Raw genomic sequence first — 3619 nt, 5'->3', positions numbered from 1 at the left:
AGTCCGATGAGTCGCTGTTCGACGCCAACATCGCCACCTTCGAAGAAGATGGCGGCGCCTACAACCAGGCGGACGCGGCAGGCTTCATCAAGCTGAACGCGTTGCGTATGCGCATCGCCGCCAACAAGGGTCGCAAGCTGTTCTGAGTGCGACCCTTGTTGTAAAAATGGCCCCTAGTCCAAGGGGCCATTTTTTTTGCCTGCATATAAAGACGGGCGCATTTAAAAGCAAGCTGATGTTTAAACGCGGTCTGACTGTTTAAGGTTTGTTGAATGTTGAAGTTGAATTCGGCCGTTTCAGCGATGGCGTGTTTATTTCTGTACGGTTGAATGAATTTTTTACACCTGCACAGGAACTATGTCTTACGGAAAATTCACTACCTAAGTACAGCGAGTATGTAGGGCGCTGAAACTTCTGTAGGAAATAGGGATGTAAACAGGTATGTTGAATGGAACTAAATCAGTTGATTTCTTTTCAGCTGCTCACTGGCCTAGCTGCCATAAGCAAGGGGTATTTCCTGAAAGTCATGTGCGGTACATTTACCTCGTACCCATTCTGCGGCGTATATTTCACTCGAAATATGTATGGCCCCGGAAAGTTCTGAAGGGTTGCATAAAATTCCCTGCACCTGAGTTTGTGTTTTTTTGTAGGTTAATTCCTATATCGTTGTGGGTTGGGTCTCTGCTTGCTGTTGCTTGGGGGGGAGCGCTATGCCAACTAGGAAACGACTAGGCTATTGTGCTTGCTCTAAATAATTCGAACAGCGAAATTGGACTTTCTCATGAATAAAGTGCTGATCGTGGATGATCATCCCGTCATTCGACTTGCTGTGCGCATGCTAATGGAACGTCATGGTTATGAAGTCGTTGCCGAGACTGATAACGGCGTCGATGCGCTGCAACTTGCACGGGAACATATGCCGGACATTGTCATACTGGATATCGGGATACCCAAGCTCGATGGCCTGGAAGTTATCTGTCGGCTGGCGTCTACCAAGCAGGCTACACCCGTCAAGGTGCTGGTGCTGACGTCTCAGGCACCCGGCCATTTCTCCATGCGCTGCATGCAGGCGGGGGCGGCGGGCTACGTATGCAAGCAGCAGGACCTGACCGAGCTGCTGAGCGCCATCAAGGCTGTACTTTCCGGCTACAGCTATTTCCCCAACCAGGCGCTCAACTCGGTACGCTCGACCATGGGCAATGCCAGCGAGGCGGACATGGTTGAACGCTTGTCGGGTCGCGAGATGATGGTGTTGCAGCAACTGGCCAGAGGCAAAACCAACAAGGAAATTGCCGATGGCATGTTCCTGAGCAACAAAACCGTCAGCACCTACAAGACCCGCCTGTTACTCAAGCTCAATGCACGCTCCCTTGTGGACCTGATCGAGCTGGCCCAGCGCAACGGCCTCGTGTAGACGCGGTGCGGTTTTGCACCAAAACCCGAAAACCCGGCAAAAAAAAAGCCTCCGTCAGGGAGGCTTCCGGCCGTCAGCGCATCGATCAGAGGTCGAAGTCGTAATCGGCCAGTTGTTTTTGCAAGCGTCGCTCTTCCAACAGGTTGTCGATAGTGCGGCGTTTGCTCAAATTGGTCTTGGCCACCTCTGCCACAGGGGCGTCCCCTTCGTCTTCCGCCACATCAACGAGATCGTCTTCTACATCCAGTTGTTCTTTGCCAGTGCTCATAAGGTTAACTCCAGGCTAAGACTGCCGTTGGCGCTCCTTATAACGATAATCCACGAACGGGTAAAAAAGATTTTTTCAATCGACTGATCGAGAAAACCAATGAACCCTCAATCGTCCGAGGTTTTGTCCTTGTACTCGCACAGGTCTTCGATGCGGCAACTCCCGCAGCGAGGCTTGCGGGCCTGGCACACATAGCGCCCGTGCAGGATCAGCCAGTGGTGGGAGTCGAGCAGATAGGGCTTGGGCACAAACTTCATCAACTGCTTTTCTACCTCGACCACATTTTTGCCACGCGCGATGCCGGTTCGGTTGCTGACGCGGAAAATATGCGTGTCCACTGCCATGGTCAGTTGCCGGAACGCGGTATTGAGTACCACGTTCGCAGTTTTGCGGCCTACGCCGGGAAGGGCTTCCAGGGCTTCGCGGGTTTGTGGCACTTCACTGCCGTGCAGCTCAACCAACAAGCGGCAGGTATCAATGACATTCTTGGCCTTGCTGTTGTACAGGCCGATCGTCTTGATGTACTCCGACAAACCCTCCACACCCAAGGCATAAATGGCCGCTGGCGTATTGGCCACTGGGTACAGCTTGGCCGTAGCCTTGTTGACGCCCACGTCCGTGGATTGTGCTGACAGGATCACCGCAATCAGCAACTCGAACGGCGACGAGTAGGCCAGCTCGGTCTTGGGTTCCGGATTGTCTTCATGAAACCTGCGGAAAATTTCCAGGCGTTTTGCGGCGTTCATGGGGCAGGTGGTTCCTTGCAGGCGATCAGCGCGATTGTAGTAATACACACAGCAGGGTTTAGCGCGGGTTTAAACGCTGTCATGAGTATCCACTTGGCGTTGTGCGTCATCGACTTTGCTTTGCGCCTCGGCCAGTTGCTGTGGAGTGGCGTTTAGATCCTGGGCTTTCTTTAATGCTGCGCGGTGCATGGCCAGCTGGATTTTAGCGCGCTTGAGATCGGCGCTGTTACTCGGTGCCGTTGCTGGCGTCGGTGTGCTCTGTACTTCCAGTGCGGCCAGCGCCTGCTCCGCTGCTTCGAACTGCTGTTGCAGCACGATCAACTGCGACTGCTGCTCAAAGGTCGGTGGATGTCCAAATGCCTTGAGTGATTTATGCAGTTGGGCGCGACTCATGGCAACGGTGATCTTGGCTTTCTTGACCGCTGTATCCCGGGCCGCCTGAGCGTCATCGGCTTGCACAGGGGCAACCGGCGGGGCCAAACGTTTAGCCCGCGCCAGGCGCTCGGCGAGTTTATGCGCTTCCTCGCGTTGCAGCCGCGCATTGCGTTGCTCAAAGCGCCGCCGCGCGCGGTCGCGCTTGAGGCCGCGCTCATGGCGTTGCCCATCATCGGCCGCCAGGCCGCCGACAATCGCCAGCACAGTGGTCGCTGGACGCATTTCAATGCAATCCACAGGGCAGGGCGCAACACACAGGTCGCAGCCGGTGCATTCATCCATGATCACGGTGTGCATCAACTTGGCGGCGCCGACAATCGCATCCACCGGGCACGCCTGGATGCACTTGGTGCAGCCGATGCATTCGGCTTCGCGGATGTAGGCGACCTGGGCCGGGGCTTCGCCGCGACTGGTGTCCAGTTCCAACACCGGCACGCGCAACAGCTGGGCCAGGCCGGCAATGGTTTCCTGCCCTCCGGGCGGGCACTTGTTGATTGCCTCACCCAACGCGATGCCCTCGGCGTAAGGCTTGCAACCCGGATGCCCGCATTTGCCGCATTGGGTCTGCGGCAGCAGCGCGTCGATACGTTGAATCAAGTTCATGGGGTGATCATTGGTATGCCGGTTGAACAAACAGGGCCTGTAGTTAGTGGCGAGCGCGCTTTCTGTGGCGAGCGGGCTTGCCCCGCGTTGGGGCGCGGAGCGGCCCTTGGTACAGGCACTCGGTTTAACAGGCCAAATGCGGCGACTTTATTG

General features: G+C 55.7%; 4 protein-coding genes and 1 pseudogene. 2 read left to right on the top strand and 3 right to left on the bottom strand.

The window, feature by feature from the left end:
- Together FEM54_RS27670 and FEM54_RS27665 are read left to right on the top strand one after the other, a co-directional pair.
- A pseudogene (locus tag FEM54_RS27670) lies at positions 1-146 on the top strand (argininosuccinate synthase); the annotation flags it as partial.
- A 635-nt stretch (positions 147-781) separates the two neighbouring features.
- Positions 782-1414 (top strand): response regulator transcription factor, encoded by a 633-nt coding sequence (locus tag FEM54_RS27665; RefSeq protein WP_017137044.1) that lies wholly within the window; start codon positions 782-784, stop codon positions 1412-1414.
- Positions 1415-1499: 85 nt separating this feature from the next.
- Here the strand turns inward: FEM54_RS27665 and FEM54_RS27660 are convergent, their stop codons facing one another.
- The 3 genes from FEM54_RS27660 to rsxB form a co-directional block, all read right to left on the bottom strand.
- Positions 1500-1682 (bottom strand): PA3496 family putative envelope integrity protein, encoded by a 183-nt coding sequence (locus FEM54_RS27660; RefSeq protein WP_017137045.1) that lies wholly within the window; start codon positions 1680-1682, stop codon positions 1500-1502.
- Positions 1683-1789: 107 nt separating this feature from the next.
- Entirely contained in the window at positions 1790-2428 is a 639-nt protein-coding gene (gene nth, locus FEM54_RS27655; RefSeq protein ID WP_138453761.1) for an endonuclease III, read from the bottom strand.
- 69 nt (positions 2429-2497) lie between these two features.
- Positions 2498-3466, bottom strand: a complete 969-nt coding sequence (gene rsxB / locus FEM54_RS27650) for an electron transport complex subunit RsxB (RefSeq protein ID WP_138453760.1) — start codon at positions 3464-3466, stop codon at positions 2498-2500.
- Positions 3467-3619: the final 153 nt, after the last annotated feature.

Origin of the sequence: Pseudomonas edaphica (assembly GCF_005863185.1) — a bacterium.
GTDB lineage: Bacteria > Pseudomonadota > Gammaproteobacteria > Pseudomonadales > Pseudomonadaceae > Aquipseudomonas > Aquipseudomonas edaphica.
Note: the sequence above shows the minus strand (reverse complement) of the source record. Positions and strands in the feature narration are given on the sequence as shown.